This window comes from Variovorax sp. PvP013 (assembly GCF_050435945.1).
Classification (GTDB): domain Bacteria; phylum Pseudomonadota; class Gammaproteobacteria; order Burkholderiales; family Burkholderiaceae_C; genus Variovorax.
This window is the reverse complement of the sequence record NZ_JBNDLF010000004.1, coordinates 89,112-115,965: the sequence shown is the minus strand read 5'-3', so window position 1 is coordinate 115,965 and position 26,854 is coordinate 89,112. Positions and strand designations below refer to the sequence as shown.

Here is a 26,854-nt window from a genome sequence, read left to right as displayed (position 1 = left end):
GCCGGCCATGACGAGTCGGGACGAGAAAGACGTGATAAAGGCGTAAGCCGCCATGAGGCACCAGAAGGAAGGACGCGGGGGCTCGAATCGGGCTGGGCTGGAGGGTTAACCCTCGAATTCGAGCCCGGCAGTTTGCATCAGGGGCGCTCAAATAGCAAGCGCCTGCCCAAATTTTGGGCAGGCGCGCAAGGTCTTGAAGAGACCTGTAAAAACGCTCGCGGACGCGTGGATCCGCGCGCGTCTTCGGCTTCAGCGATCGGCGTTGGCGTCGGCGACCGTCAGCGCCGTCATGTTGACGATGCGCCGCACGGTGGCACTGGCCGTCAGGATGTGGACCGGCTTGGCGGCGCCCAGGAGCACCGGGCCGATGGCGATGTTGCCGCCGGCGGCCGTCTTGAGCAGGTTGTAGGAGATGTTGGCCGAGTCCAGGTTGGGGAACACCAGCAGGTTGGCGTCGCCGGCGAGCGCGCTGTGCGGCATGACCGCGGCGCGTTCCTTGCCGTCGAGGGCGACGTCGCCGTGCATCTCGCCGTCGACCTCCAGCCACGGCGACTGCTCGCGCAGCAGCTCGAGCGTGCGGCGCATCTTGAGCGCGCTGGCCTCGTTGCTGCTGCCGAAGTTCGAGTGCGACAGCAGCGCCACCTTCGGCTTCAGGCCGAAGCGCACCATCTCCTCGGCGGCCAGGGTGGTGATCTCGGTGAGTTCCTCGGGCGTCGGGTCGTAGTTGACGTGGGTGTCGACCAGGAACACCTGGCGCCCGGGCAGCAGCAGGCCGTTCATGCAGGCGTAGATGGGCAGGTCCTGCGGCGTGCTCGCGCAGCCGCCCGGGCGCTTGCCGATCACCTGGTCGATGTGGTGCAGGTGGATGGCGGTGGTGCCCCAGGTGCCGCAGATCAGGCCGTCGACCTCGCCCTTGTGCAGCAGCATCGAGCCGATGAGCGTCAGGCGCCGGCGCATCTCGATCTTGGCGGTCTGCACCGTCGTGCCCTTGCGCTCGGTCATGCGGTGGTAGGTCTGCCAGAAGTCGCGGTAGCGGTGGTCCTGCTCGACGTTGACGATGTCGTAGTCGAGTTCCTCCTTCAGGCGCAGGCCGAACTTCTCGATGCGCTGGGCGATGATGGCCGGACGGCCGATCAGCGTCGGGCGCGCGAGGCCTTCGTCGACCACGATCTGAGCGGCGCGCAGCACGCGCTCCTCCTCGCCCTCGGCATAGGCCACGCGCTTCTTGGTCGCGCGCTTGGCGGCGTCGAAGATGGGCTTCATGATCGTGCCGGAGGCGTAGACGAAGCTCTGGAGCTGGTCGCGGTAGGCGTCGAGGTCGGCGATGGGGCGCATCGCGACGCCGCTCTCGACCGCCGCCTGGGCCACGGCCGGCGCGATCTTCATCATCAGGCGCGGGTCGAAGGGCTTGGGGATGAGGTATTCCGGACCGAAGCTGAGCTTCTCGCCCACGTAGGCGGCGGCCACGCGCTCGCTCTGCTCGGCCTGCGCGAGTTCGGCGATGGCGTGCACCGCGGCGACTTCCATCTCGTCGGTGATGGTGGTGGCGCCGCAGTCGAGCGCGCCGCGGAAGATGTAGGGGAAGCACAGGACGTTGTTGACCTGGTTCGGGTAGTCGGTGCGGCCCGTGGCCATGATCACGTCGCCGCGCACCGCGTGGGCGTCCTCGGGAGCGATCTCGGGATTGGGGTTGGCCAGGGCGAAGATCACCGGGCGCGCGGCCATCTTGGCGACCATCGCCGGCTTGAGCACGCCGCCGGCCGACAGGCCGAGGAACACGTCGGCGCCGTCGATGACGTCGGTGAGCGTGCGGGCCTCGGTGTTCTGCATGTACTGGCGCTTGTCGTCGTCCATCAGCTCGGTGCGGCCCTCGTAGACCACGCCGGCGAGGTCGGTCACGAACACGTTCTCGCGCTGCAGGCCGACCTTGAGCAGCAGGTTCAGGCAGGCCAGCGCCGCGGCGCCCGCGCCGGAGGTGACGAGCTTGACCTTGCCGATGTCCTTGCCCGCGACCTTCAGGCCGTTGAGCAGTGCCGCCGCGACCGTGATGGCCGTGCCGTGCTGGTCGTCGTGGAAGACCGGGATCTTCATGCGCTTGCGCAGCTCGCGCTCGACGTAGAAGCAGTCGGGCGCCTTGATGTCCTCGAGGTTGATGGCGCCGAAGGTCGGCTCCAGCGCGGCGATGACCTCGACGAGCTTGACCGGGTCCTTCTCGTCGATCTCGATGTCGAAGACGTCGACGCCGGCGAACTTCTTGAACAGCACGCCCTTGCCCTCCATCACCGGCTTGGACGCCAGCGGGCCGATGTCGCCCAAGCCGAGCACGGCGGTGCCGTTGGAGATGACGCCCACCAGGTTGCCGCGCGCGGTGTACTTGAAGGCGTTGACCGGGTCCTTGACGATCTCCTCGCACGGCGCGGCGACGCCCGGCGAGTAGGCCAGCGCCAGGTCGCGCTGGTTGATCATCTGCTTGGTGGCCGCGATGGCGATCTTGCCGGGGGTCGGGAACTCGTGATAGGCGAGTGCGGCGCGGCGCAGTTCGGCGCGCTTGTCTTCGGCGCTCGGCGTGGCCAGCGTGGAGGTACTCAGGGAGGCGGAATCGGACATGGGCGGCGGGCTCCTGCCGTCGCTGGCGCACTGGGAGCGGCGCCTGTGCGACGGTGTTGTAGGGGGCGCGATTGTAGACCTCGCACCTGCGCCGGAAGGGCCTTCGCCGCCTCGCCGTCCGGCCTTCCCGCCTCGGGGAAAACCCGCCGCACGGGACGCTCAATCGCGCATCAGCGCCTCGATCGCGTCGCCGTCCACCGGCACGTCGCGCGTGATCAGCTCGCAGCCCGCGTCGTCGACGATCGCGTCGTCCTCGATGCGGATGCCGATGTGGTGGAAGGCCTCCGGCACGCCCTCGCCCGGGCGCACGTAGAGGCCGGGCTCGATGGTCAGCGCCATGCCGGGCCGCAGGATGCGGCTCGGGCGGTTGCGGACGGTCTCGCCCGAGAGCGGGTCGCGGCGCTCGGTGACGTCGTCGCGCTGCGTCGGCTCGACATAGCTGCCGCAGTCGTGCACGTCCATGCCCAGCCAGTGGCCGGTGCGGTGCATGTAGAACGGGAAGTACGCGCGCTGCTCGATCACGTCGTCGACGCCGCCGACCCGGGCGGCGTCGAGCAGGCCGAGGTCGAGCAGGCCCTGCGAGAGCACGCGCACGGTGGCGTCGTGCGGGTCGCTGAAGCGGGCGCCGGGACGCGTCGCCGCGACGGCGGCCGCCTGGCTCGCGAGCACCAGGTCGTAGAGCGCGCGCTGCGGCCCGGTGAACCTGCCGTCGGCCGGGAAGGTGCGCGTGATGTCGCTCGCATAGCCGTCGAGCTCGCAGCCGGCGTCGATCAGCACCAGCTCGCCGGCGCGCACCGGGGCGACGTCGGCGCGGTAGTGCAGCACGCAGGCGTTGGCGCCGGCCGCGACGATCGAGCCGTAGGCCGGGAACTGCGAGCCGCCGTGGCGGAACTCGTGCAGCAACTCGGCCTCGAGGTGGTATTCCCGCACGTCCCGGCCCTCGCGCAGCATGCGGGCGCTGGTGCGCATGGCGCGCACGTGGGCGGCGGCGCTGATCTTCGCGGCGCGGCGCATCGTGTCCTGCTCGTGCGCGTCCTTGAACAGGCGCATCTCGTCGAGCGGACCGCACAGGTCGCGCTGCTGCTCGGGGCACAGCGCGCCCATGCGGACGCGGGCGCGCACGGTCGCAAGCCAGCCGTCGACGCGCGTCTCCAGCCCCTTGTGCGTGGCGAACGGGTACCAGACGGCGTCGCGGTTCTCCAGCAGGCGCGGCAGGCGCTGGTCGAGCTCGTCGACCGAGTGCGCGGCATCGACGCCGAGGGCCTCGGGCGCGGCCTCCGGGCCCAGGCGGTAGCCGTCCCAGATCTCGCGCTCCAGGTCCTTGGGCGCGCAGAACAGCGTCGAGCGGCCGTCGCCCGTGATCGCCAGCCAGGCGTTGGGTTCGCTGAAGCCGGTCAGGTAGAAGAAATAGCTGTCGTGGCGGTAGGGGAAGTCGCTGTCGCGGTTGCGCGGACGCTCCGGCGCGGTGGGGACGAGGGCGATGCCGTCGGAGCCGAGTTGCGCCGCGAGTCGCGCGCGGCGCTGCGCATGGAGGGAGGTGCTGGAGGTCATGCCGCCACGATGCCACAGCTCGCGCGCCGGCGCGGCGCGCGGGGGCGGTTTCAGCCGGCGACGTGGAGCGCGGCCAGGCGCTCGGGCGTGCCGACGTCGGTCCAGGCGCCCGCGTGGACCTCGGCGCTCACCCGTCCGGCGGCGATGGCCGCGCGCAGCAGCGGCGCCAGCGGCGTGGCGATGCCCTCCGGATTGCCCGGCGGGATGGCGCCGTTCGGCGCCTCGAAGAAGGAGCGCCGGTAGAGCGCGATGGTGGAGAAGGTGAAGCGCTCGCCGCCCGGCGGTGCCTCGTTCAGCGCCAGCGCGACGCCGTCGCGCGGCCCGGCCAGGCCGAAGTCGCCGCGCGGGTGGTGCGCCGGATTGGGCACCAGCCACAGGTGCGCGAGCCGGTCGCTGGCGGCGAAACGGTCGAACGCGGACCGGGTGAAGACGAAGTCCGGCGCGTGCACGTCGCCGGCCACGACCCAGAAGACCTCGCCCAGCAGCGGCAGCGCGCGCGCGATGCCGCCGGCGGTCTCCAGCGCGCGGCCGAAGTCGCGGCCCTCGTGGGAATAGACGATCGAGGTCGATGCGGCGCCGTCGGCCGCGCGGTGCGTGGCGCCGAAGCGCGCTTCGATCAGGTCGCCGAGCCAGGCCGTGTTGACGACCATGTCGGTGAACCCGCCCCGGGCCAGCGCTTCGAGGGGCCATTGCATGAGGGGTCTACCGCGCACCTCGAGCAGCGGCTTGGGCGCATGGTCGGTGAGCGGTCGCATGCGTTCGCCGCGGCCGGCCGCGAGGATCATGGCGCGGGCGCCGGACCCGCTCGGAGGAAAAGAATGGCGGTGGTCGGACGGTCCCTGCATGGGCGGCGACTCTAGCAGCGCCCCGCGACATGACGCCGCAAGGACCCGGCCGTTAAAATTGTTGGCTTTTCCTCTTCCCCTCCCCCGAAAGCCTGTACAGATGGCCAACCAAGCCTTGATGGCCAACGCGATCCGCGCGCTGGCGATGGATGCCGTTCAACTCGCCAATTCCGGTCATCCGGGCGCCCCGATGGGCATGGCCGACATGGCCGCGGCGCTCTGGGGCGACCACCTGCGCCACAACCCGGCCAACCCGCACTGGGTCGACCGCGACCGCTTCGTGCTCTCCAACGGCCATGCCTCGATGCTGCTGTACGCGGTGCTGCACCTGTCGGGCTACGACTTGGCCGTAGACGAGCTGAAGAAGTTCCGCCAGCTCCACAGCAAGACCGCCGGCCACCCCGAGGTCGACGTCACCCCCGGCGTCGAGACCACCACCGGACCGCTCGGCCAGGGCATCACCAACGCGGTCGGCTTCGCGCTGGCCGAGAAGCTGCTGGCGGCCGAGTTCAACCGCGACGGCCACGCCATCGTCGACCACCACACCTACGCCTTCCTGGGCGACGGCTGCCTGATGGAAGGCATCAGCCACGAGGCCGCCGCGCTCGCCGGCGCCTGGCGACTGGGCAAGCTGATCGCGCTGTACGACGACAACGGCATCAGCATCGACGGCCCCGTCAATCCCTGGTTCGTCGACGACACCGCCGCGCGCTTCAAGGCCTACGGCTGGAACGTGATCGGTCCGGTCGACGGCCACGATGCCGGCGCCGTCTCGCGCGCCATCGGCGAGGCCAAGCTGCAGGGCGTCGCCGGCAACCGCCCGACGCTCGTGATCTGCAAGACGCACATCGGCAAGGGCAGCCCCAACCGCGCCAACACCGCCAAGGCGCACGGCGAGCCGCTGGGCGCCGACGAGATCGCCCTCACGCGCGACGCGCTGCAGTGGGCGCACGCGCCCTTCGAGCTGCCCCAGGCCGTCTACGACGCGTGGGACGCCAAGGCCGCCGGCGCGAAGACCGAGGCCGAGTGGATCGAGCGCTTCGCCGCCTACGCCGCCGCCTTCCCCGAGCTGGCCGATGAGTTCTCGCGCCGCATGAAGGGTGAGCTGCCGAAGAACTTCCACCAGACCGCGTTCGACGCCGTCGTCGCCGCGCACGCCAAGGCCGAGACCGTGGCCAGCCGCAAGGCCTCGCAGATCGCCCTGGAAGCCTTCACCGCCGCCCTGCCCGAGCTGCTCGGCGGCAGTGCCGACTTGACGGGCTCGAACCTCACCAACACCAAGAGCACGCCCGCGCTGCGCTTCGACGCCGCCACCGGCGCCGTGACGCTCGACGCGCCCAAGGCCGCCGCGCAGGGTGCCGAGGACGAGAAGAAGCCCGCCAGCAGCGCCGATGCCGCTCCCGCGCCGCACGGCCTGATCGGGCGCCACATCAACTACGGCGTGCGCGAGTTCGGCATGGCCGCGATCATGAACGGCGTGGCGCTGCACGGCGGCTACATCCCCTACGGCGGCACCTTCCTGACCTTCAGCGACTACAGTCGCAACGCCATCCGCATGGCCGCGCTGATGAAGCGCCGCGTGATCCACGTCTTCACGCACGACTCCATCGGCCTGGGCGAGGACGGCCCGACGCACCAGTCGGTCGAGCACGCGGCCAGCCTGCGCCTGATCCCCAACCTGGACGTCTGGCGTCCGGGCGACACGGCCGAGACGGCGGTGGCCTGGGCCGTCGCGCTGCAGAACGCCACGCGCCCGACGGCATTGCTGCTGTCGCGCCAGAACCTGCCGTATTCCGCCAAGAACGAGCTCGGCGACATCGCCCGCGGCGCCTACGTGCTGGCCGAGCCCGAGCGCGTCGGCATCAAGAACAAGAAGGTCAAGGCCGTCCTCGTCGCCACCGGCTCCGAGGTGCAGCTCGCATTGCGCGCGCAGGAACTGCTGGCGACGCGCAAGATCGGCGTGCGCGTGGTCTCCATGCCTTCCACCACCACCTTCGACCGCCAGGACCTCGCCTACAAGAAGCGCGTGCTGCCCAAGGGCCTGCCGCGCATCGCCGTGGAGATGGGTTCGACCGACGGATGGTGGAAGTACGGCTGCGCCGCCGTCGTGGGCCTCGACACCTTCGGCGAGTCGGCGCCCGCGGGCGTGCTGTTCAAGCATTTCGGCTTCACGCCGGAGAACGTCGCCGCCACCGTCGAGAAAGCGCTCGAGCGCTGAACCCGACCGATCCTTTCCGCCCTTTTTCTCAACCTCCAGGAGCTCAGTCCACATGGCTATCAAACTCGGTATCAACGGCTTCGGCCGCATCGGTCGCAACGTGCTGCGCGCCGCCGTCCAGAACTTCAAGAACGACATCGAGATCGTCGCCATCAACGACCTGCTCGAGCCGGACTACCTGGCCTACATGCTCCAGTACGACTCGGTGCACGGCCGCTTCAAGGGCGAGGTCTCGGTCGACGGCAACACGCTGATCGTCAACGGCAAGAAGATCCGCCTGACGCAGGAGCGCGACCCGGCGGCCCTGAAGTGGAACGAGGTCGGCGCCGACATCGTGCTCGAGGCCACCGGCCTGTTCCTCACCAAGGAAACCTGCCAGAAGCACATCGACGCGGGCGCGAAGAAGGTCATCATGTCGGCCCCCTGCAAGGACGACACGCCGATGTTCGTCTACGGCGTGAACGACGCCAAGTACGCCGGCGAGGCCATCATCAGCAACGCCAGCTGCACCACCAACGCCCTCGCGCCGCTGGCCAAGGTGCTCAACGACAAGTGGGGCATCAAGCGCGGCCTGATGACCACCGTGCACGCCACCACCGCGACGCAGAAGACCGTCGACGGCCCGAGCAACAAGGACTGGCGCGGCGGCCGCGGCATCCTGGAGAACATCATCCCGTCGTCGACCGGCGCGGCCAAGGCCGTCGGCGTGGTGATCCCCGAGCTCAACAAGAAGCTCACCGGCATGAGCTTCCGCGTGCCGACCTCCGACGTGTCGGTGGTCGACCTGACCGTCGAGCTGGAGAAGGAAGCCAGCTACAAGGAGATCTGCGCCGAGATGAAGGCCCAGTCCGAAGGCGCGCTCAAAGGCGTGCTGGGCTACACGGAGGACAAGGTGGTGGCCACCGACTTCCGCGGCGACCCGCGCACCTCGATCTTCGACGCCGAGGCCGGCCTGGCGCTCGACAGCACCTTCGTCAAGCTCGTCTCCTGGTACGACAACGAATGGGGCTACTCGAACAAGTGCCTGGAGATGGTGCGCGTCGTCTCGAAGTAATCGCACGTCGTCACCGGGCGCTCACCGCGCCCGGTCTGCAGGAAAGACGCGCCTCCGGGCGCGTTTTTTCATGGCGCCGCCGTATCGCCCGCGCCGATCGATTTCGCGACGTGCTCGCGCAGCCAGCGGTGCGCCGGATCGCGATGCACGCGCTCGTGCCACAGCATGAGCAGCTCGAAGCCCGGCACCTCCAGCGGCGGGTCGATCACCCGCAGCGCGGCGCGGCCTCGCACCAGCCGCGACGGCACCAGCGCGACCAGGTCCGTGGCCGCGAGCGCCGCCTCGAGGAACAGGAAGTGCGGCACCGACAGCGCGACGTGCCGCGCCATGCCGCGTTCGGCCAGCGCCGCGTCGGCCGCGCCGTGGAAGCCGCCGCCGTCGGGCGAGACGATCACGTGGCCGAGCCGGCAGAACTGCGTCAATGTCGGGCGGCGCCGGAGCCGGGGATGGTCCGCGCGACCGGCCAGCACGTAGCGCTCGGTGAACATGGAGCGCCGCCGCAGGTCCGGCGGCGCATTGGTGGCGACGTGGAAGGCCAGATCGATGCCGCCCTGTTCGGCCTGGCGCGCCAGGGTGCGCGGGTTGAGCTCGACGATCGCCAGCCGCGTGGCCGGCGCCGCCGCGCGCAGCCCGGCGAGCGCCGGCAGCACGACCGTCGATTCGCCGTAGTCCGACGCCATGACGCGCCAGGTCCGCGTGGACCGAACGGGGTCGAACGGGGTGGACGGCGCGACGGCCGCGCGCAGGGTCTCCAGCGCCTGCCGCAGCGGTTCGCGCAGCTCGTCGGCCCGGGCGGTGGGGCGCATGCCGCGCGGGCCGGGCAGCAGCAGCGGATCGCCGAAGACCTCGCGCAGCCGCGCGAGCTGCACGCTCACCGTCGGCTGCGACAGGTGCAGGCGCTCGGCGGCGCGGGTCACGTGGTGCTCGGCCAGCAGGGCGTCGAGCGTGACCAGCAGGTTGAGGTCGAGACGACGCAGGGAATCATTCATGGCAATACCTGGCATGCGGGGAATTCATTTTCCACATGACCCGGCGCGACCTATCGTGCGTCCCTTCTTCCTCCATCCCGGCTTCGCATCGACCCGCCATGAACGTCTTTCTCGTCCACGCCCATCCCGAACCCCGTTCCCTGAACGGCTCGCTCAAGGATTTCGCCATCCGCCGCCTGAAGGCGGCCGGCCACACCGTCGAGGTGTCCGACCTGTACGCCATGCGGTGGAAGGCCGCGCTGGACGCCGACGACGGTCCCGCGCTGGCGCCGCAGGCGCGGTTCGATGCGTCGCTGCATTCCAGGGCGGCCTTCGACGGTGGCACGCAGAGCAACGACATCGCGCGCGAGCAGGACAAGCTGCGCCGGGCCGACGCCGTCATCCTGCAGTTCCCGCTGTGGTGGTTCTCGATGCCGGCCATCCTCAAGGGCTGGGTCGACCGCGTGTACGCCTGCGGCTTCGCCTATGGCGTGGGCGAGCACTCCGACACGCACTGGGGCGACCGCTACGGCGAGGGCACCCTGGCCGGCAAGCGCGCCATGCTGGTGGTGACGACGGGCGGCTGGGCCTCGCACTACGCGCCCCGGGGCATCAACGGACCGATCGACGACCTGCTGTTCCCGATCCAGCACGGCATCCTGTTCTATCCCGGCTTCGACGTGCTGCCGCCGCACGTGATCCACCGCACCGGCAAGGTCGACGCGGCGGGGTTCGCGCAGGCCTGCGAGGCCCTGGGCGAGCGCCTGGACACGCTCGCGACCACCGCACCGATCGCGTTCCGCAGGCAGAACGCCGGCGACTACCGGATTCCCGAGCTGACGCTGCGCGAGGAGCTCGGGCCGGGCGCGTCGGGCTTCGGCATCCATGTCGAGGAGGCGGTTCGATAGCGGCCCGCACTGGCCCGCACCGACCCGCCCGTCGCTAGCGGTCGACGGCGTCCGATTCCCCGACCCCGACCCCGACCCCAGCCGCCGGGAACACCCGCTCGCAGAGGAAGTCCACGAAGGCCCGCACCTTCGGCGAAGGGTGCCGGCTCGCCGGCCACAGCACGTGGAACACGCCCGTGTGCATCACGTGCTCGCCCAGGAGCGCGCGCAGCCGTCCCTCGGCCAGCGCCTGCGCGACCGCGAAGTCCGGCAGGTAGGCGATGCCCAGTCCCCGCAGCGCGAAGCACAGGCGCGTCTCGATGTTGTTGCAGACCATCGACGTCGGCAGCCGCAGGTCGGGGGCGCCGGGCGCCGGCCGCAGCGCCCAGGCCTCGAGCTTGCCGTTGTGGGGGAAGCGGTAGTGCAGGCAGCTGTGCGCCTCCAGATCGGCAGGGAGGAGGGGCGTGCCGCACCGCGCCAGGTAGTCGGGCGAGGCCACCAGGCACGCACGGAAGGTGCCCAGGCGCCGCGCCACCAGCCGCGAGTCGGCCGGCTCGCCGGTGCGCACCACGGCGTCGAAGCCCTCGTCGATGACGTCGACCAGGCGGTCGCTGAAGTCCAGGTCCAACTCGATCTGCGGATGGGCGCGCATGAAGTCGGCCAGCACCGGCAGCACCAGCGAGCTGACCAGCGGCAGGCTCACGCGCAGCCGGCCGCGCGGCGCCGCGCCGGCCTGCGACAGCTCCTGCTGCGCCGCCTCGATCTCGTCGAGGATGCGGCGGCTGCGCTCCAGGAACAGCAGACCCTCGGCCGTCGGCGCGACGCTGCGCGTGCTGCGGTGGAACAGGCGCACGCCCAGCCGGTCCTCCAGCCGCGCCACGCTCTTGCCGACGGCCGAGGCCGAGATCCCCAGCAGCCGGCCGGCAGCGACGAAGCTGCGCGTCTCGGCCACCTGCACGAACACCGCGAAGCCGTTCAGGCTGTCCATGTCGCTCCCCTGCTCCTATGTCGATTGCGGACAGGTTCGTCCGCAGAGCCAGGAACTCTAGCCGTCTTTATCTCCTGTCGCCGGATTCCTATCGTCGGGGCATGACACATCCGACCTCCCTTCCACGGCCATCTTCCGGTCTTTCCACCAGCGCCTTGTCCGTCCGCGTCGGGGCCGTCGTCCGGCAGGCGCTGGACGAGCGACGGCTGGTCGGCGCCGTCGTCCTGGTGATGCGCGACGGCGAACCGGTCCATGAGCAGGCCGACGGCCTCGCCGATCGCGAGCGCGGGCTGCCGATGGCGCCGGACACGATCTTCCGCCTGGCCTCGGTGAGCAAGCCCATCGTCTCCACCGCGGCGCTGGTGCTGGCGGCGCGGGGCCGGCTCGACCTCGACGAGGGCATCGAGCGCTGGCTGCCCGGGTTCCGGCCCCGACTGGCCGATGGCCGCGCCGCGCGCATCACGGCGCGCCAGCTGCTCAGCCACACGGCCGGGCTGGGCTACCGCTTCCTCGAAGCCGACGCGGACGGACCTCACGCGCGCGCCGGCGTGTCCGACGGCATGGACGCCGCCGGCATCGGCCTGGCCGAGAACCTGCGCCGTCTCGCCGGCGTGCCGCTGCGTTACGCCCCGGGCACGGACTGGGGCTACTCGCTGGCCACCGACGTGCTGGGCGCGCTGATCGAGCGCGTGCGGGGCCTGCCGCTGGACGAGGCGGTGCGCGAGCTGGTGACCGGACCGCTCGGCATGGCCGACACCGGCTTCGTCGCGCGCGATCCGCACCGGCTGGCCACGCCCTACGTGAACGACGCGCCGCAGCCCCGTCGCCTGGCCGAGGGCGAGACCGTGGCGCCCTTCGAAGGCACGGTCGGCGTCACCTACAGCCCGGCCCGGATCCTCGACGCACGCGCCTTTCCGTCCGGCGGCGCGGGCATGGCCGGCACGGCCGGGGACGTGTCGCGGCTGCTGGAGGTGCTGCGCCGGGGCGGCGGCGACCTGCTGCCGGCCGAATGGGTCGAGGCGATGGGCCGCGACCAGACCGGCGGCCTGACGCTGCCCGATGCGCCGGGCTTCGGCTTCGGCCTGGGCTTCTCCGTGCTGCGCGATCCGGTGCTGGCCGCCTCGCCCGAGTCGGCGGGCACCTGGCGCTGGGGCGGCGCCTACGGGCATTCGTGGTTCGTCGACCGGGCGCGCGGCCTGAGCGTGGTCGCCCTCACGAACACGCTGTACGAAGGCATGTCGGGGCGCTTCGTCACGGACCTGCGCGACGCGGTCTACGGCGCACGGGAGGCACGGTGACGGCGGCGCCGTCGCGCCGGCGGGAGGCCGAGCGTCTCGACAGGAACGGCCGGCCGCACGCGCAGCGGTCCATGGCGGTAGGCCCCGCCGCCGCCGACCGCCTGCCGCTGGCCGCGCTGCTGGCGCTGGCCATGGCCGCCTTCATCACCGTCCTGACCGAGGCCCTGCCCGCCGGCCTGCTGCCGCAGATGGCGCGCGGGCTGGCCGTCTCCGAAGCCTGGGTCGGCCAGACCATCACGGTCTACGCCCTCGGCTCGCTGACGGCGGCGATGCCGTTGGCCGTCGCCACCCAGGGGCTGCGCCGCCGACCGCTGCTGCTGGCCGCGCTGGCCGGCTTCGTCGTCGCCAACACGGTGACGGCGCTCGCCGCCAGCCCCGTGCCGACGATGCTGGCGCGGTTCCTGGCGGGCGTCGCGGCGGGCCTGCTGTGGGCCCTGCTGGCCGGCTACGCCGCGCGCCTGGTGCCCGAGCACCTGAAGGGGCGCGCCATCGCCCTGGCCATGGTCGGCATCCCGCTGGCGCTGTCGCTCGGCATCCCCGCCGGCGCCTGGCTGGGCGCGTGGGTCGGCTGGCGCGCCTGCTTCGGCATCATGAGCGCGCTGGCGCTGGTCCTCATGGCCTGGGTGCGGCTGCGGGTGCCGGACTTCGACGGCCAGGCGAAGGGCGAACGCGCCACGCTCGGCGGCGTCTTCGTGCTGCCGGGCGTCCGCCCGGTGCTGTCCATGGTGCTGACCTTCGTGCTGGCGCACAACATCCTCTACACCTACATCGCCCCGTTCCTGGCCGCCGCCGGCCTGTCCGGGCGCACGGACCTCGTGCTGCTGGTCTTCGGCGTCATGTCGTTGGCCGGCCTCTGGCTCGTGGGGCGGCTGATCGACCGCCATCCGAGGGCGCTGACGCTCGCCAGCATCCTGCTGTTCGGTCTCGCCACGGCGGCGCTGGGCGTGGCCGGCGATCTCCCGACCGTCTGCGCGGCGGCCGGGCTGTGGGGGCTGGGCTTCGGCGGCGTCGCGACGCTGTTCCAGACGGCGCTCGCCAGGGCGGCGGGGGCCGCCGCCGACGTCGCCCAGTCGATGCTGGTGACGGCCTGGAACCTGGCCATCGCGGGCGGCGGCCTCGTCGGCGGCGTGCTGCTCGACCGGCTGGGCGCCGGCGCGTTCCCGCCGGTCGTGCTGGCGCTGCTGGCGGTGGCGCTCGCCGTGGCGTGGGTCGCGGCCCTGGAACGCGCACCGGTCCGGTCGGCGCGTGCCCGCCGCCCGACGTGCTGAGGGCGGTCCGCCACGGCGTGCGGACGCGATGGGAAAAGCCTTGACTTCGAGCGCGCTCGAACTTCCAGAATCGGCGCATGGCATCGCACCTGAGCATCGAGGAAGTCGCCCGGCGCACGGGGCTGACGGCGCACACGCTGCGCTACTACGAGCGCATCGGGCTGATCGCGCCGGTCGCCCGCGGGCCGGGCGGGCAGCGCTGCTACGCGGCCGCCGACATGGCCTGGATCGAGTTCCTGCTGCGGCTGCGCACGACGCACATGCCGATCGGACGGATGCGCGCCTTCGCGACCCTGCGCGCGACCGGCGATGCGACCGTCCCGGAACGCCGCCGGATGCTGGAGGCGCACCGGGCGGACGTGCTGGCGCGGATCGACGCCATGCGGCAGGCGGCCGAGGCCCTGACGGCCAAGATCGACCACTACCGGCGACTGGAGCGGTCCCCGGCGCCTGATTCATCCATCCCGAAAGGAGCAAATCCCCATGACGCCCACGACGCAGATCCCGGACCGCTACGAACGAGGCCTCGCCAGGCTGCGCGAGATCGACGGTGAGGCCGGCGAGCAGGTCGTCGCCGGCCTGGCCGACATCGCGCCCGACTTCGCGCGCTACCTGATCGAGTTCCCCTTCGGCGACATCTATTCACGGCCGGGGCTGGACCTGCGCAGCCGGGAGATCGCGGTGGTCGCCGCGCTGACCGCGCTGGGCAATGCCGCCCCGCAGCTGAAGGTCCACATCCAGGGCGCGCTCAACGTCGGCGTCACGCGCGAGGAGGTCGTCGAGACCATCATGCAGATGGCGGTCTACGCGGGCTTCCCGGCCGCGCTCAACGGCCTCGCGGCCGCGAAGGACGTGTTCGCGCGCGAAGCGGCCGGGTGATCCGACGCGGGCTTCGTCTCACTCAGCCCAGCGGCTCCAGCACGTGGATCACGCGGTCGGCGAGCAGCTCCTTCGTCTTCGCGCCGTAGGCCGCCATGTGCGGCGCGGCGGCGTGGGCCTGCAGGGCGGGAAGGCTGGCCCACTTCTCGACGACGACGAAGGTGTCCTCGCCGAAGGTGCCCTTGGAGGCGGGCATGCCTTGGGCGTCGACGGTGGCGACGTACTCGATGCAGCCCTCCTCGGCCAGCACGGCCGGCCGGTTGGCGGCGAAATGTTCGAGCACCTGGGCGCGCAGGCCGGGCTTGGCGGTGATGACGGCGACGACGTGGATCATGTCGGTGGGCTTTCGGGAATGGCGCAGGGGCCGGGAGGTCCGAATCTACGACCGGGCGTGCCGCCCGGTGCGTCCGATCAGCGACAAGGCGGTCGGCCCCGGCGCGAGCGAGCGCCCTGGCCTGCCCGTCGCGCCGACGCGAGCGACCCCGGCCCGCCGCGCCGGCATGCCGTCAGCGAGACGCCATTGCCGCCTCTGCTGCCGGTGCCGCCGGCCGTTCCTCGCGCCCGTCCGGGTGCCGGGCGAAGCGCGCCGGATCGCGCCCGTGCACCGGCGCTTCGTCCGGCCACGGCCAGCCGCCGAAGCCGGTGCGGCGGTAGTCCTGCATCGCCTGGGCGATCTCAGCCTGCGTGTTCATCACGAACGGGCCGTACTGCGCCACCGGCTCGCCGATCGGGCGGCCCTGCAGCAGCAGGAACTCGGCCGGTGCGTCGCCTTCGTTGACCAGTTCCACTGGCTGCCCGGCGCGCAGCTCGATCGCGGCGTGGTCCGCCAGGGTCCGGCCGCCGATCGACACGCGCGCGCCCTTGAAGAAGTACAGGCTGCGGCGCGTGCCGGCACCGGTGGCGGCCGGCAGCGTGAAACGCGCGCCGGGGGCCATCCGCAACGTCCAGATGGCGACGTCGGCATCGGCCTGCGCGGCCCAGGAATCGGGCGGCGGCGCCAGGGGCTGCACGGCGGCGTCCGCCGTCGCGGCCGGCTCGCCGGGCGCCGTCGCCGGTGCCCAGCGCCCGGCCACGCAGGCCACGTCGGTGGTGCGGCCGGCGGCGTCGGTCGCGGTGACGCGCGGGATGTCCTCGGCCCAGAACATCGTGAAATGCGGCTCCGCCATCTTGTGGCGCGCGGGCAAGTTGAGCCAGATCTGGAACAGCTCCAGCGGATTGCCTGCCTGCTCGTCGAGCAACGGGAACATCTCCGAATGCACGATGCCGCGCCCGGCCGTCACCCACTGCACGTCGCCGCCGCCGAAGCGCGCCGCCGCGCCCAGCGAATCGGCGTGGTCGATCAGGCCCTTGCGCACGATGGTCACCGTCTCGAAGCCGCGATGCGGGTGGCCCGGGAAGCCCGGCACGGTCTCGCCGTGATACATGCTCCAGCCGTCCTTGCGGCTGAAGTCCTGGCCGATGGCGCGGCCGGCGAGCGGCGTCGCCGGACCCATGTCGGCATTGGCCTGCGGATAGCCGTCGTCGTGGTAGGCGCAGAACAGGAACGGATCGATCGTCGCCCACGGGAAGCCCAGGGGCCGGGCGCTGACGATGGCGTCCGGTGCGGGCGTGCCGGCGGGCGAGGTGGCGTGAAGGGTGGCGGCCATGGCGTGTGTCCTTTCGTGGTGGGGCGCCGCGTCGCGCGGAACGCGCGGCACGGCATCGACCTCACATGGGGCCGATGCCGGGGCGCAAAAGACGGCCGCCGGGGACACGGCGTTCCGCTGGCAGGACGATGGACAGGGCCTCGCGCGGGATCGGACGGCGGTCAGCACCGGGCCGCGCATCGGCGGCGCCGTCCGGCGCGGGCGCGACGCATTCCGCGCTAGCGTGGCGGCCATGGTCACCCGTTCTTCCCACCGTCGTGTCGCTTCGTCGCCTGCCGGCGTTCCATCCGAACCGGCGGCGCTCCCGCCGACCGCCGCCGTCATCGAAGGCATCGACTTCGCCGCCCCCTCGCACGAGGTGGCGCGACGGCTCGTCGGCGTCACGCTGCTGGTCGACGGCATCGGCGGCCGGATCGTGGAGACCGAGGCCTACGACCGCGACGATCCGGCCTCGCACAGCTTCAGCGGCCCGACGCCGCGCAACGCGGCCATGTTCGGCCCGCCGGGCCGGGTTTACGTCTACCGCTCCTACGGCATCCACTGGTGCCTGAATTTCGTCTGCCGCGAGGCGGGCCACGGCGCCGGGGTGCTGATCCGCGCCATCGAGCCGACCGTGGGGCTGGACCGGATGCGCGAGCGGCGTGGCCTGCAGGACGTGCGCCTGCTGTGCGCCGGGCCGGGGCGCGTCGGCCAGGCGCTGGGGGTGGACCGGCGCCTCGACGGCCTGCCGCTGGACGCGCCGCCCTTCGTGCTGATCGCCGCGCCGGACGACCACCCCGCCGTCCTGGTCGACGTCGGTCCCCGCATCGGCATCTCCAAGGCCGTCGACGTGCCCTGGCGCTTCGGCGAGCGCGGCTCACGGTTCCTGAGCCGGGCGTTCGGCCGGCGCAGCTAGCTCACGAAGTCGGCGGCTTGCCGCGCAGCCATCGGGCGTACTCGGCCGGGAAGGCGACCTTGAAGCGGGCGGCGAGCGCGGCGGCCTCGTCGTCGCGGCCCAGCAGCGTGGCGCTGTCGATCAGCCGGACGATCACGCGCGGCTCGGGCGAGAAATGCAGCATGCGCTGCGCCAGCGCATGCACCTCCGCCGCGTTGGCCGACGTCACCGGCGTCATCGAGAGTTCGGCGAAGCGCACCTGGCTCGCGAACAGCCACGACGAGCGCAGCTTGGCCAGCGTGTCGTCGCGCCACGGCGCCAGGCGATCGGCGCGCGCGAGGTAGAGCTGGCTGATGCGCGTGTAGTCCCAGGCGGCGAAGGCGACGGCCGCCAGCAGCAGCACCGCCGCCGCGCGCGGCAGCTGCATCCATGCGGACGTCGGCGTCGGGCGGCGCGCGACGCCGGCAGCCGCGGCCTCGACCATCGCCGCCTCACCCGCGTCGCGACCGGCGGCGGCGGCGGCGCCCGGCCACAGCAGGCCCAGGCACAGGCCGAAGACCAGCTGGAACGGGCCGTACCAGAGCGGGTACTCGAGCAGGCTGTGCAGCACCATCGCGCCCAGCGCGGCCCAGGCCAGCAGGCGCGTCGGCTCGCGCTCGCGCCAGGGCCGCGCCGCCAGCGCCAGCACCGCGAAGCCGCCGCAGATGGCCAGCGACGCCGGCACGCCCAGCTCCACCGCCAGATGCAGCGGCAGGTTGTGCGCGTTGTCCAGGATCTCGACGAAGCGCGGACCGGCGTAGAGCGTGTCGAAGTGCGCGAAGCTCAGTTCTCCCCAGCCCCAGCCGGCCCACGGATGCAGCGCGATCAGGTCGACCACGTTGCGCCACAGCAGCATCCGCCCGTGGCCTTCGGGCAGGCCGTCGCGCAGGCGCCGCAGCATGCCCTCCACCTCGGGGCCGGCGGCCAGCGGCAGCGCCCAGGCGGCGGCGAAGTAGGCCGGGATCAGCGCCAGCAGCAGGGCCGGATGCGGCAGCCGATGCGGCCGGGCGCGCGCGCGGCGCTCGCCCCAGGCCAGCGCGGCGGCGGCGAGGCTGATCGACATCCACTGCAGCAGGCCGGTGCGCGAGGTCGACGCCGCCGCCGCCAGCGTCAGCAGGGCGATCGCCGCCGTGGCCGCCCCCGATGCCGCGCGGCCCGGCGCGCCGCGCGCGGCCCGGTCGGCGTACAGCCACAGGGCCGCCGCCAGCGCCATGGCGACGAGGGTGGCGAACTGGTTGCGCTGGCGCAGGTTGCCGTAGGCCTGGCCGACTTCCGGGGCGGTGGTCCACGGCACCAGCGCCGTCGCGGCGCCGTAGTACTGGCACAGCCCCAGCACCGCGCTCGCGAGGCCGGCCGCGAGCAGTCCCCAGGCCAGCGCCGCGGGGCGCGTCCGCGGTGCCCGGGCCCAGCCCGCGCCCACGCAGGCGGCGAGCGCCACCGCCACGACCGCGCCCATGGCACCCAGGAACAGGGCCGGATCGCGCCCGTGGCGCCAGGCGATCGCCGCCAGCACCACGCCGAGCCAGCACAGCAGCGGGCGCGCCGGAGCGACCCCGCCGCCCTGCGACCGGCCGGCGAGCAGCACCAGCGCCGCCACGCAGACCCAGGCGCCCAGCAGCTGCCAGACGTTGACCGACGGTCCGGCGACGAAGGGGGAAAGAAAGGGAAAGGCGACCAGCGCGGCGTGCGTCGCGACCGCGGACATCGCGCGATGGCGGTCCATCGGGGCTGTTTGCTCAATCGAAAGTACGTGCATTTATCGCGGATCCGAAATCTGTAGCCTGACGGTATTCATATTGCGATAAGCGGTCAGCGTCAGCGGAAGTCGAAGGTTAGTATCCACCCTCTTAACAATTGGTCATATTTGGGCACATTCGACGATGAGCACACGGTCTGCCCAGACGGGGTCGCGACCCCAGCGAGTTGCGGGATTCACCCTGATCGAGGTGCTGGTCGCGATCGTGGTGCTGTCCTTCGGCCTGCTGGGGATGGTGGGCCTGCAGGCGGCGTCGCTGCAGGCCAACCGCGACGCGCGGCTGCAGTCGACCGCCATTCTGCTGGCGCGGGAGCTGGCGGAGATGATGCGGGGGAACAAGGAGGTGGCCCTGAAGGCCGGCAATGCGTACCTGGGCCAGTTCGCCACCGGCGCCCTGGTGCCGCCCACGACATCCTCTTGCCTGAACGTCGGCGCGACGCCGTGCCCCACCTCGGATGACGTCGCCCGAGCCCAATTGACCGAATGGCTCGCCCGCGTCAACGACCAGCTGCCCGGCGCGCGCGTATCGATCTGTGCCGACTCGGCGCCTTTCGACACGGCCGGCCTGCCGGTCTGGACCTGCTCCGCCGCCGCCGCCGGCGCGGCCCCGAACGGGGTGGTCATCAAGATCGGCTGGACGCGCCCGTCGTTCCGACGGGCGACGTCGGCCAACGACGCCGATGCGCTCAAGTACGCCGACGTGCCGTCGGTGATCGTTCCCGTGACGCCGGGCAGCACGAAGTGATCGCGCGTCATCGTTCCGCCCCGCGCCGGTCCGCCTTGGGCCTGACGCTGATCGAACTGATGGTGGCGATGGTCATCGGTCTGGTCATCGTGCTGGCCGCCGTCGCGGCCCTGACCGTGGCGCGACGCGGCTTCACCACCGTCGACGCGGCCTCGCAACTTCGCGACAACGGCCGCTTCGCCTCCGACCTGATCCAGCGCATCGGCGAGCAGGCCGGCTACCGGGATTTCAATGTCGTTGCCAGCAAGCTCTCCACCGACGCCACGCGCGAGCCGAGCATCGCGGGCTTCAACAATTCGCTGCTGATCGCGGCGACGCCCACGACCGCGGCGACCGCCCGCACGAGCGGCACGGTGGGCTATGGCAGCGACATCCTGATCCTGCGCTACCAGGCTTCGCAGCTCTATCCCAACACGGACGATCCGCTGCTGGCGACGGTGTCCGACAAGTCGATGATCGACTGCGCGGGCAACAACGTCGCCACCGTTCCCGACCCCCGCAATCCCGGCCTGGCCGCCGACAACCGCATCGTCAGCATCTTCCACGTCGCTCTCAACAACGGCGAGCCGACGCTGATGTGCACCTACTCGCCCACGGGCGCAGTGGGCTCCTGGACCACGGTGCCGTTGATCCAGGGCGTGGAAAATTTCCAGGTGCTCTACGGCGTCGATCGCGTCGTCGCCAACACGGCCCTGACGCCGGCCGTCGCCGCCAGCGCGCCCGACGTGCCGGACCGCTACCTGCGTGCCGACCAGATCGGCGTTGCCACGTCGGCCAACGACACCCGGGACAACTGGCGGCGCGTGCGCAGCGTGCGCATCGGCATGGTGCTGCGCACGCCGCCCGGTGCGACGCAGGACCGCGACCCACAGACCTTCCTTCCCTTCGGCAGGGTCAAGGACGCGTCGGGCAACGTGAGTGCCGCCCTCGCGACGACGGAAGGCCGCGACCCTGGCACCAACTTCCCGCAGACACCCGACGGCCGCCTGCGTCAGAGCGTCACCTTCACCTTCCACCTGCGCAATGACCAGACCCTCTGATCCGTCCCAGCGCGGCGTCTCGCTGATCGTCGTCCTGCTGATCCTGGTGGTGGTGTCGGTGCTGGGCGTGGGCGGCGCGCAGATCGCCCTGATGGCCGAGCGCGGCTCGCGCAACGACCGCGACATGCAGGTCGCCTGGCAGGCGGCCGAGGCGGCACTGATGGACGCCGAGTTCGACATCCATGGCCCCAACACTGCCGCCGCCAGTCGCCGCGCCACGTTCGATGGGATGAACAACACCAACGCCTTCGTCGCCGGTTGCGGCACCAGCACGACCGACAAGAACCGGGGCCTGTGCCAGTTGCCCCTGACCGGCAAGCCGGCTTGGCTGACCGTCGATTTCACGCTCGACTCGGCGACTGCGCCCAGCACGGCCTTCGGCACGTTCACGGGTCGGAGCTTCGCATCGGTCGCCGCGGGGGGCACGGCGACGGGCGTGCAGCCCGCCAAGGCGCCGCGCTATGTCATCGAGCCGCTCCCCGACATTCTGGAGCGCGAGGCCGGCGTTTCCGGCAAGGCCAACGCCAACAAGCAGCCCGGATTCATCTACCGGGTCACCGCCATGGGCTTCGGGCCGCGCGCGGACATCCAGGCCATCAACCAGATCCTCTACCGCGACTGAGCGCGCGCGTTCATCCATCCGCATCGAGCCATCGCCCTTCCCTTCTCCGCCATGACGACAAACCTCCTTCGCAGACTTCCCCGCCGCGCTTGGGTCTGGGCGGCGTTCCCGGTCGCCGCGATCGTCTTGCTTGTGTCGTTCGGCGCCGTCGGCCAGAACACGGCGCCGGCGTTCAAGGCCGTCGCATTGGCGAGCGACCCGCTCTACGCCACCACCACCGGCGACAAGCCGGCGATGGCGCTGTCGCTGTCGGTCGAGTACCCGACCGTGGGCGCGCAATACACCACGGGCACCGACACCGACAGCACCTACAGCAACACCACCGAGTACCTGGGCTACTACGACGTCAACAGCTGCTACAGCTACAACGCCAGTCCCACGGAGACGCCCGCGACCGGGCTCACCGCATCGGACTACCGGCGTTTCGACCGCATCGGTCCCACCACCTCGGCCACCGTGCGGTCCTGCAGCAACGCCTTCAGCGGCAACTTCCTGAACTGGGCCAGCAGCTCGGCCATCGACATGCTGCGCCTGGCGCTGTCGGGCGGCGACCGCTACATCGACACCACCGACCTCACCATCCTGCAGCGCGCCATCCTTCCCAACGGCAATCCGACCTGCATGTGGAACAGCGCCAGCAACTTCCCGGCCAAGCAGCTCACGCGCAACGGCGGCGGCGCAGGCACCTACTGGGGCGCCGTGCCCAACGCGATGGCCACGGCGGCGGGCAGCAACGACATCTGGGTGGCCAACACGCTTGACCGGATCTACTTCGGCACCTCGAGGACCGGATCTTGCAACGACACCAGCGCCTACACGCTGGGCGCCGCGGCCCCGGCGACGACGCTGGGACCGATCAGCGATGCCTCGATCCTGCCCGCCGACGCCTTGCTGGGCGGCGTCTGCGCCTCCGAAAACGGCACCTGCAGCTTCTCCGGTCTGCGCGAGGTCTGGTACGGCGCCCTGACCTCGTGGAAGGTCGCTCCCGCGAACAATGGCACGGCCTGCACCAACGGCGTCTTCGGCGACCCGATCCCGGGGACGGTCAAGCGCTGCTACACGCGGGCCTACACCGGCACCTGGCGTCCGGCCGCCGCCACCACGGGGCTCAACCCCGACGGCTTCTTCTACGCCCGCGTCCAGGTCTGCAACAAGACCGGTGCCGACCTCGCCGACACCCGTGTCTATCTCAACGCCAGCACGTTCTGCACGCGCTATCCGAGCGGCAATTTCAAGCCCACCGGCGTGATCCAGAAGTACAGCGACCAGCTGCGCCTGGCCGCCTTCGGCTACCTGCTCGACCAGACCCGCAGCCCCGACGGCGGCCGCTACGGCGGCGTGCTGCGCGCGCCCATGAAGTACGTCGGCGGCAAGACCTTCGACGTCTACGGCCAGGACAACACGCCCGCCACCGGCAATCCCAATGCCGAATGGAGCACCGACACCGGCGTCTTCGCCATCAATCCCGACGCCAACGCGCGCGGCATCAGCGGCGTCATCAACTACCTCAACAAGTTCGGCCGCACCGGCACCCGGGGCCTCTACAAGATCTACGACCCGGTCAGCGAGCTCTACTACGAGACGCTGCGCTACATGCAGGGCCTGCCGCCCAGCCCGGCGGCGGTCAGCAACATCACCGAGGCGATGTACGACGGCTTTCCGGTCTTCACCAGCTGGACCGGCCTCGATCCCTACGCGGCGCCGCGGTCGAAGGACAGCGACTACTCCTGCCTCAGGAGCAACGTGGTGGTGGTGGGCGACATCAACACGCACGACAACATCAACGCCTTCCCGGCCGCCAACGCGGCGGCGAACATCCCCGACCGCGCCGGCTGGACCAGCGTGGTCCAGAGCTTCGAGAGCGGCGGCACGCGCAGCTACACCGACGGCCAGGGCGTGGCGCGCACGACCAGCAACCCGAGCGGCTACGTCGACACCTCGCCGCGCGGCGACGCCATCATCGGCTACGCCTACTGGGCCCATACCCAGGACATCCGCGGCAAGGCCTGGACGGGAAACGAAGCGCTGCAGCGTCCCGGCCTGCGCGTGAAGACCTTCCTCTTCGACGTCAACGAATACGGCACCGGCAACGACGCCAACCAACGCCGCTACAACAACCAGTTCTTCACCGCCGCCAAGTACGGCGGTTTTGAGTCGATCTCCAACGCCAGCCAGGCCTTCAACACCTACGGCAACCCGTTCCGCCGCATGGATGGCACGGCCGACAACAACGTCTGGCAGAACACTGCCACGCCGGGCGAGGCCGGCAGCTATTTCCTGCAGAGCGACGCGCGCGGAGTGCTCGCGGCGTTCGAAAGCATCTTCAGCAACGCAGTCACGCGCGCGAGCAACATTGCCGGTGCCACATTGGCAGGCAGTTCCACCGCGCAGGGCAATGTCGTCTACCAGGGATCGTTCGACACGTCCGACTGGAGCGGGGATCTCAAGGCTTTGCCGACTGCGGTCGACACCGCCGGTAACGCCAGCGTGTCCTCGACGCCAACATGGAGCGCTGCTGCACAGTTGACGGCCCAGATTCTGTCGAATACTGGTCGCAACATCGTCGTAGGCAATGCCGGCGCCACCGCCACGGCGACGGCCGTGCCCTTCACCTGGGATGCCATCTCTGCCGACCTCAAGACCCAGCTCGGCAAGCCCACGTCGACCACCACCGACGGCTTGGCAAACGATCGCCTGAACTACCTGCGCGGTGCGGTCACCCGCGAAGGCTCCGTTTTCCGGGCACGCAATAACAAGTTCCTGGGCGACATCATTAACTCGGGCGCGGCGTATTCGGGTCCGCCCCCCGCCACGATCACGTCGACGACCTATGCCGGCTTCCGGGCCGACAACCTCACGCGCGCGCCTGTCGTCTTCGTGGGTGCCAACGATGGCATGCTGCATGCGTTCAACGCCGCCGCTGGCAACGAAGTATTCGCCTACATCCCGAGCTGGATGGGCCCCAAGCTGGCAGCGCTGACGAGCCCGACCTACAACAGCGCGCACCAGAGCTACGTGGACGGCACGCCGGTCGTGGCGCAGGCCGAGGTCGGCACCGCCAACACCAAGGCGGACTGGCGCACGGTGCTCGTCTCCGGCACCGGTGCGGGCGGACGTGGTGTGTTCGCTCTTGACGTGACACAGCCCGCCAATTTCAATGCGTCGAAGGTGATGTGGGAATTCACGCAGAACGACGATCGCGACATGGGCTTCGTCGTCGGCCGGCCACAGATTCTGAAGCTGCGCACCAGCGCGGCGAACGCGACCACCGCCACCTACAAATGGTTCGCCGTCGTGACCAGCGGCGTCAACAACTACACCAGCCAGGCCGGCGTGTTCAGCGCCACCGGACAGCCCGCGCTGTTCCTGCTCGACCTGGCCAAGCCGGCGTCGACGGCCTGGACCCTGAACTCCAACTACTACAAGATCCTGTTCCCGGTGAACGCCACGCTCGCGGCGACCTCGGCACCCGGCATGATCAATTTCGAGGCCGTCAACGGTGCCCAGGGACAGGTCACGCTGATCTATGCCGGCGATTTGCACGGCAACATGTGGAAGCTCGACTTCCGCCCTTGGGGCACGGCCGACTGGACGCTCGCCAAGCTGTCGGCCTTCCTCTCCGGTGCCACGCCGGTCCCGCTCTTCGTGGCGCGGGACGCGAACAACAACGTGCAGCCGATCTCCATGACGCCGTCGATCGTGTCCGCCGTGCGCGGCAGCGCGGCGTCTTACGTGGCCTTCGGCACCGGTAAGTTCATCGAATCCGACGATCGTGTCTCGGTGCAGCCACAGACTTTCTACGCGATCTACGACAACGCGAGCGCCACGCTCGACACTTCGGGCGGAGCCGCCGCCGTGAGCAGTCGGGCGCGTCTGGCGCGGGGTGTCTACACCACGGCCGGCTACAAGAGCGACATCACCACCACCGCAGGCGACAACACCATCGAGGCACCGGCTTTCGTGGCCGGCCGGGCGACCAGCGACAGCGACGCGACGCAACGTTCGGGCTGGTACTTCGACTATCCCACCACCGGCGAACGACAGATCAGCAGCGCGCAGTTGCGCGGTGACACGCTGGTCGTGCCTAGCCTCATCCCCGGCAGCGCGGGCGTCGCCGCCGTGTGCGGCGTGAGCGGCGGAGGCGGCTCCAGCTACTTCTTCAACATCGACACAGGAGATGCCAATGTGTTCATCTCGAAGGTGGGCATCCTCGGTCCTTCGATCGTACTGGACGCGGTTGCCGTCGATGAGGTCAGCATTGGGACGGGCCGGCGTATGCGCAGCATCACCAGTTCGGCGAGCCCCGTGGGCGACAAGGGTCCTGGCACGCCTGTGCCTATCAAGAACGTCTTCGCCGCCGGCCGCCTGAGCTGGCGCCAGATCAACAACTACCAGGACCTGAAAGGCAGCACGCCATGAACCCCCACGGCCCTGCCGGACGCGCCCTGCAGCGAAGGAGGACGCAAGCCACGCGACAACGCGGCTTCACCTTGATCGAGCTGATGATCGTGGTGGCGATCGTCGGCATCCTCGCCACCATCGCCTACCCGTCGTACAAAGACTCGATCCTCAAGGGCCGCCGTGCCGAGGCCCGCACCGCACTGCTCGAACTGATGCAGCAGCAGGAGCGCTACATGACGCAGCGCGGGACATACCTGGCCTTCGCAGCCAACGACGCGACCGCCGCGACGAACTTCAAGATCTACTCGGGAGACGCCGGCACCAGCGCCGGTGCGAGGTACGTGCTGTCTGCCAACCAATGCCCCGCCGTCGGCGCCACCGGCGCGGCGCAACCTCTGACTGATTGCATCCAGCTCGTGGCGACGCCGCAGCCCGCGACGTCCGACCCCGTGGCGGGGGCACTGCGCATCACCAGCACCGGCTTCAAGGACTGCAGCGGCACCGCCATGACCGCCAGCCCCGCCAACCCCAAGCTCTGCTGGCCATGACCCTCTCCCGCCGCCACGGCCGGCCCCGCCGGCCCGATGGCTTCACCCTCATCGAACTGATGGTGACCATCGCCATCGCGGCGATCCTGCTGATGGTGGGCGTGCCCAGCTTCGTCACGATGCAGCGCAACTCCGAGCTCACGGCGGCCGCCAACGCGCTGGTGGCCGGCATCAACGCGGCGCGCGGCGAAGCCATGAAGCGCGGCCTGAACGCGGTGGTGGTGCCCACCGACGGGGCCAGCTGGCGCAACGGCTGGACCGTCTTCGTCGACACCAGCACGACGCGCAACGGCACGCTGGACGCGAGCGACCTCGTGGTGCAGCAGCAACCCGCGCTGGCGAGCTATTTCGCCGTTGCCGGCAGCGGCACCGCCACCGGCACGGCCCCCTACATGATGTTCGACCCCTCGGGCTACACCAAGACCAAGGGCGGAGGCTTCAACGAACTGACGCTGAGCATCGCCCGCAACGACCTCACGGGGACCGCCTTGGCCGAACAGACACGGCGCGTCATCGTCGCGCGCACGGGCCGTGCCCGCGCCTGCAAGCCCTCGACCGACACGACCTGCATCGACGGCGCCACCGACTGAGCCCGAACGTCGGCGCGCCGCGTCGCGACT

22 protein-coding genes are annotated in these 26,854 nt (G+C 70.8%); 14 read left to right on the top strand and 8 right to left on the bottom strand.

Features of this window, described 5'->3' with window-relative positions; all coding sequences use genetic code 11:
- Positions 1-249 precede the first annotated feature (249 nt).
- The 3 genes from ABID77_RS13410 to ABID77_RS13400 form a co-directional block, all read right to left on the bottom strand.
- The gene (locus tag ABID77_RS13410) at positions 250-2,607 is read right to left on the bottom strand and encodes an NADP-dependent malic enzyme (protein ID WP_429596466.1); all 2,358 of its coding nucleotides are present in this window, start codon (positions 2,605-2,607) and stop codon (positions 250-252) included.
- A 159-nt stretch (positions 2,608-2,766) separates the two neighbouring features.
- Positions 2,767-4,158, bottom strand: a complete 1,392-nt coding sequence (locus ABID77_RS13405; RefSeq protein ID WP_429596463.1) for an aminopeptidase P N-terminal domain-containing protein — start codon at positions 4,156-4,158, stop codon at positions 2,767-2,769.
- 50 nt (positions 4,159-4,208) lie between these two features.
- Positions 4,209-4,943 (bottom strand): nucleotidyltransferase family protein, encoded by a 735-nt coding sequence (locus ABID77_RS13400; RefSeq protein ID WP_429596460.1) that lies wholly within the window; start codon positions 4,941-4,943, stop codon positions 4,209-4,211.
- Positions 4,944-5,103: 160 nt separating this feature from the next.
- Between ABID77_RS13400 and ABID77_RS13395 the strand changes: the two genes are divergently transcribed.
- Together ABID77_RS13395 and gap are read left to right on the top strand one after the other, a co-directional pair.
- On the top strand, positions 5,104-7,221 hold the full coding sequence (locus ABID77_RS13395; RefSeq protein ID WP_429596457.1) for a transketolase family protein: 2,118 nt from the start codon (positions 5,104-5,106) through the stop codon (positions 7,219-7,221).
- Between the two features lie 52 nt (positions 7,222-7,273).
- Positions 7,274-8,275: a type I glyceraldehyde-3-phosphate dehydrogenase gene (gene gap / locus ABID77_RS13390; protein ID WP_429596455.1), complete on the top strand. Its 1,002-nt coding sequence runs from the start codon at positions 7,274-7,276 to the stop codon at positions 8,273-8,275.
- 68 nt (positions 8,276-8,343) lie between these two features.
- On the opposite strand, the gene ABID77_RS13385 is transcribed toward gap, so the two are convergent.
- The gene (locus tag ABID77_RS13385) at positions 8,344-9,264 is read right to left on the bottom strand and encodes a LysR family transcriptional regulator (RefSeq protein ID WP_429596452.1); all 921 of its coding nucleotides are present in this window, start codon (positions 9,262-9,264) and stop codon (positions 8,344-8,346) included.
- Positions 9,265-9,362: 98 nt separating this feature from the next.
- Here ABID77_RS13385 and ABID77_RS13380 point away from each other — a divergent pair, with 98 nt between their 5' ends.
- On the top strand, positions 9,363-10,151 hold the full coding sequence (locus ABID77_RS13380) for an NAD(P)H-dependent oxidoreductase (RefSeq protein WP_429596449.1): 789 nt from the start codon (positions 9,363-9,365) through the stop codon (positions 10,149-10,151).
- 34 nt (positions 10,152-10,185) lie between these two features.
- Here the strand turns inward: ABID77_RS13380 and ABID77_RS13375 are convergent, their stop codons facing one another.
- Positions 10,186-11,118, bottom strand: coding sequence for a LysR family transcriptional regulator (locus tag ABID77_RS13375; protein ID WP_429596446.1), 933 nt, complete (start codon positions 11,116-11,118; stop codon positions 10,186-10,188).
- Between the two features lie 101 nt (positions 11,119-11,219).
- Here ABID77_RS13375 and ABID77_RS13370 point away from each other — a divergent pair, with 101 nt between their 5' ends.
- The 4 genes from ABID77_RS13370 (at position 11,220) to ABID77_RS13355 (ending at position 14,563) form a co-directional block, all read left to right on the top strand.
- On the top strand, positions 11,220-12,416 hold the full coding sequence (locus tag ABID77_RS13370; RefSeq protein ID WP_429596443.1) for a serine hydrolase domain-containing protein: 1,197 nt from the start codon (positions 11,220-11,222) through the stop codon (positions 12,414-12,416).
- 71 nt (positions 12,417-12,487) lie between these two features.
- Positions 12,488-13,684, top strand: coding sequence for an MFS transporter (locus ABID77_RS13365; protein ID WP_429596441.1), 1,197 nt, complete (start codon positions 12,488-12,490; stop codon positions 13,682-13,684).
- A gap of 77 nt (positions 13,685-13,761) precedes the next feature.
- On the top strand, positions 13,762-14,238 hold the full coding sequence (locus ABID77_RS13360) for a MerR family transcriptional regulator (protein WP_429596438.1): 477 nt from the start codon (positions 13,762-13,764) through the stop codon (positions 14,236-14,238).
- On the top strand, positions 14,168-14,563 hold the full coding sequence (locus tag ABID77_RS13355; RefSeq protein WP_429596435.1) for a carboxymuconolactone decarboxylase family protein: 396 nt from the start codon (positions 14,168-14,170) through the stop codon (positions 14,561-14,563). Before ABID77_RS13360 ends, ABID77_RS13355 begins: the two co-directional genes overlap by 71 nt.
- A gap of 22 nt (positions 14,564-14,585) precedes the next feature.
- Here ABID77_RS13355 and ABID77_RS13350 read toward each other — a convergent pair whose 3' ends face one another.
- Together ABID77_RS13350 and ABID77_RS13345 are read right to left on the bottom strand one after the other, a co-directional pair.
- A complete protein-coding gene (locus ABID77_RS13350) occupies positions 14,586-14,897 on the bottom strand; it encodes a putative quinol monooxygenase (protein ID WP_429596432.1) in 312 nt (103 codons plus the stop codon).
- A gap of 172 nt (positions 14,898-15,069) precedes the next feature.
- Positions 15,070-16,209: a pirin family protein gene (locus ABID77_RS13345; protein WP_429596429.1), complete on the bottom strand. Its 1,140-nt coding sequence runs from the start codon at positions 16,207-16,209 to the stop codon at positions 15,070-15,072.
- 232 nt (positions 16,210-16,441) lie between these two features.
- Between ABID77_RS13345 and ABID77_RS13340 the strand changes: the two genes are divergently transcribed.
- Positions 16,442-17,104, top strand: a complete 663-nt coding sequence (locus tag ABID77_RS13340; protein WP_429596426.1) for a DNA-3-methyladenine glycosylase — start codon at positions 16,442-16,444, stop codon at positions 17,102-17,104.
- Between the two features lies 1 nt (position 17,105).
- On the opposite strand, the gene ABID77_RS13335 is transcribed toward ABID77_RS13340, so the two are convergent.
- Positions 17,106-18,827, bottom strand: coding sequence for a Wzy polymerase domain-containing protein (locus tag ABID77_RS13335; RefSeq protein WP_429596423.1), 1,722 nt, complete (start codon positions 18,825-18,827; stop codon positions 17,106-17,108).
- A gap of 175 nt (positions 18,828-19,002) precedes the next feature.
- Between ABID77_RS13335 and pilV the strand changes: the two genes are divergently transcribed.
- The 6 genes from pilV (at position 19,003) to ABID77_RS13305 (ending at position 26,824) form a co-directional block, all read left to right on the top strand.
- Entirely contained in the window at positions 19,003-19,623 is a 621-nt protein-coding gene (gene pilV, locus ABID77_RS13330) for a type IV pilus modification protein PilV (protein ID WP_429596420.1), read from the top strand.
- Positions 19,624-19,658: 35 nt separating this feature from the next.
- Entirely contained in the window at positions 19,659-20,663 is a 1,005-nt protein-coding gene (locus ABID77_RS13325; protein ID WP_429596417.1) for a PilW family protein, read from the top strand.
- On the top strand, positions 20,647-21,285 hold the full coding sequence (locus tag ABID77_RS13320; protein WP_429596414.1) for a pilus assembly protein: 639 nt from the start codon (positions 20,647-20,649) through the stop codon (positions 21,283-21,285). Before ABID77_RS13325 ends, ABID77_RS13320 begins: the two co-directional genes overlap by 17 nt.
- A gap of 132 nt (positions 21,286-21,417) precedes the next feature.
- Positions 21,418-25,704, top strand: coding sequence for a pilus assembly protein (locus ABID77_RS13315; protein ID WP_429597308.1), 4,287 nt, complete (start codon positions 21,418-21,420; stop codon positions 25,702-25,704).
- Complete coding sequence (locus ABID77_RS13310) at positions 25,701-26,234, top strand: type IV pilin protein (protein ID WP_429596411.1); 534 nt, start codon at positions 25,701-25,703, stop codon at positions 26,232-26,234. The genes ABID77_RS13315 and ABID77_RS13310 overlap by 4 nt, the downstream gene beginning before the upstream one ends.
- Positions 26,231-26,824 carry a GspH/FimT family pseudopilin gene (locus tag ABID77_RS13305; protein ID WP_429596408.1) on the top strand — a complete coding sequence of 198 codons (594 nt, stop codon included), beginning with the start codon at positions 26,231-26,233 and terminating at the stop codon, positions 26,822-26,824. The genes ABID77_RS13310 and ABID77_RS13305 overlap by 4 nt, the downstream gene beginning before the upstream one ends.
- Positions 26,825-26,854: the final 30 nt, after the last annotated feature.

Coding starts and splice junctions, on each gene's coding strand:
- ABID77_RS13410 (WP_429596466.1), bottom strand. CDS start 2,607: ATGTCCGATTCCGCCTCCCTGAGTACCTCCACGCTGGCCACGCCGAGC.
- ABID77_RS13405 (WP_429596463.1), bottom strand. CDS start 4,158: ATGACCTCCAGCACCTCCCTCCATGCGCAGCGCCGCGCGCGACTCGCG.
- ABID77_RS13400 (WP_429596460.1), bottom strand. CDS start 4,943: ATGATCCTCGCGGCCGGCCGCGGCGAACGCATGCGACCGCTCACCGAC.
- ABID77_RS13395 (WP_429596457.1), top strand. CDS start 5,104: ATGGCCAACCAAGCCTTGATGGCCAACGCGATCCGCGCGCTGGCGATG.
- gap (WP_429596455.1), top strand. CDS start 7,274: ATGGCTATCAAACTCGGTATCAACGGCTTCGGCCGCATCGGTCGCAAC.
- ABID77_RS13385 (WP_429596452.1), bottom strand. CDS start 9,264: ATGAATGATTCCCTGCGTCGTCTCGACCTCAACCTGCTGGTCACGCTC.
- ABID77_RS13380 (WP_429596449.1), top strand. CDS start 9,363: ATGAACGTCTTTCTCGTCCACGCCCATCCCGAACCCCGTTCCCTGAAC.
- ABID77_RS13375 (WP_429596446.1), bottom strand. CDS start 11,118: ATGGACAGCCTGAACGGCTTCGCGGTGTTCGTGCAGGTGGCCGAGACG.
- ABID77_RS13370 (WP_429596443.1), top strand. CDS start 11,220: ATGACACATCCGACCTCCCTTCCACGGCCATCTTCCGGTCTTTCCACC.
- ABID77_RS13365 (WP_429596441.1), top strand. CDS start 12,488: ATGGCGGTAGGCCCCGCCGCCGCCGACCGCCTGCCGCTGGCCGCGCTG.
- ABID77_RS13360 (WP_429596438.1), top strand. CDS start 13,762: ATGGCATCGCACCTGAGCATCGAGGAAGTCGCCCGGCGCACGGGGCTG.
- ABID77_RS13355 (WP_429596435.1), top strand. CDS start 14,168: ATGACGCCCACGACGCAGATCCCGGACCGCTACGAACGAGGCCTCGCC.
- ABID77_RS13350 (WP_429596432.1), bottom strand. CDS start 14,897: ATGATCCACGTCGTCGCCGTCATCACCGCCAAGCCCGGCCTGCGCGCC.
- ABID77_RS13345 (WP_429596429.1), bottom strand. CDS start 16,209: ATGGCCGCCACCCTTCACGCCACCTCGCCCGCCGGCACGCCCGCACCG.
- ABID77_RS13340 (WP_429596426.1), top strand. CDS start 16,442: ATGGTCACCCGTTCTTCCCACCGTCGTGTCGCTTCGTCGCCTGCCGGC.
- ABID77_RS13335 (WP_429596423.1), bottom strand. CDS start 18,827: ATGTCCGCGGTCGCGACGCACGCCGCGCTGGTCGCCTTTCCCTTTCTT.
- pilV (WP_429596420.1), top strand. CDS start 19,003: ATGAGCACACGGTCTGCCCAGACGGGGTCGCGACCCCAGCGAGTTGCG.
- ABID77_RS13320 (WP_429596414.1), top strand. CDS start 20,647: ATGACCAGACCCTCTGATCCGTCCCAGCGCGGCGTCTCGCTGATCGTC.
- ABID77_RS13310 (WP_429596411.1), top strand. CDS start 25,701: ATGAACCCCCACGGCCCTGCCGGACGCGCCCTGCAGCGAAGGAGGACG.
- ABID77_RS13305 (WP_429596408.1), top strand. CDS start 26,231: ATGACCCTCTCCCGCCGCCACGGCCGGCCCCGCCGGCCCGATGGCTTC.